Origin of the sequence: Methylobacterium sp. E-065 (assembly GCF_022829605.1) — a bacterium.
Taxonomy (GTDB): Bacteria; Pseudomonadota; Alphaproteobacteria; order Rhizobiales; family Beijerinckiaceae; genus Methylobacterium.
This window is the reverse complement of record NZ_JAKSYD010000001.1, coordinates 1-699: the sequence shown is the minus strand read 5'-3', so window position 1 is coordinate 699 and position 699 is coordinate 1. Positions and strand designations below refer to the sequence as shown.

Sequence of the window (699 nt, the reverse complement as noted above, 5' to 3'; positions counted from 1 at the left end):
ATGCTACTGCGCGCCTACCAACGCGTCCGCGATCCTGAGAAGCGGCGCTGCCTCTTAGCTCTCATACAAGAAGCGGCCGAGCAGAGTTGAGCCGCATCGGCTACCCATCAGCCGGTGATTGGATCGGCGTGTGGACACTCGTCGGATACCTCGCACCGGACTAATGCAGTCGCTTTTCGGGACTCACCCGGTTGAGGCGCAGGGCAAGCACCATGACGCCGCCATCGGTGAACGTCTCCCCATCGACCAGCCAGAGCGGATAGTTGCTGCTCCACGGCTCGACCGTACAACCACAGGAGCGAAGCACCTGGACGGCTTCAACCACCAGCTCATCGACGATGGCCATCCCATCCCGAAACACCACGATCACCCGCGCTGACTTGGCGGGAAGACCTGATGCTTGGTCACCTCCAGAAGTTCGCATGAGCGCCGGATTGCCTGCCGGGCCTGCTGAATGAGCCCTCTGTCATACTCGGCCAGCGCGGCACGCCGGGCGAGCGCTTGCTCATGCTCGGCAGCGGTGAGCGGTCTGAAGGCACTGAGGGGCATGGTGGTGCTTCGCGCAATGCAGGCGGGAGCACACGTTACTCTCCGCCACCAGAGCCCACGGGTTCGGAAACCGGCCGGTGATCCCAACACCGTGCGCCTGATCAGTCAGGAAGTCCAATGGAGCGTAGATAGCTTCACTCCCGAAACTGG

At 62.5% G+C, this 699-nt stretch carries 1 protein-coding gene; it reads right to left on the bottom strand.

All coding sequences use genetic code 11. The features are described from left to right. Positions 1–160: 160 nt before the first annotated feature. Positions 161–346 carry a hypothetical protein gene (locus MKK84_RS00005; protein ID WP_243915894.1) on the bottom strand — a complete coding sequence of 62 codons (186 nt, stop codon included), beginning with the start codon at positions 344–346 and terminating at the stop codon, positions 161–163. Between the last annotated feature and the right edge of the window lie 353 nt (positions 347–699).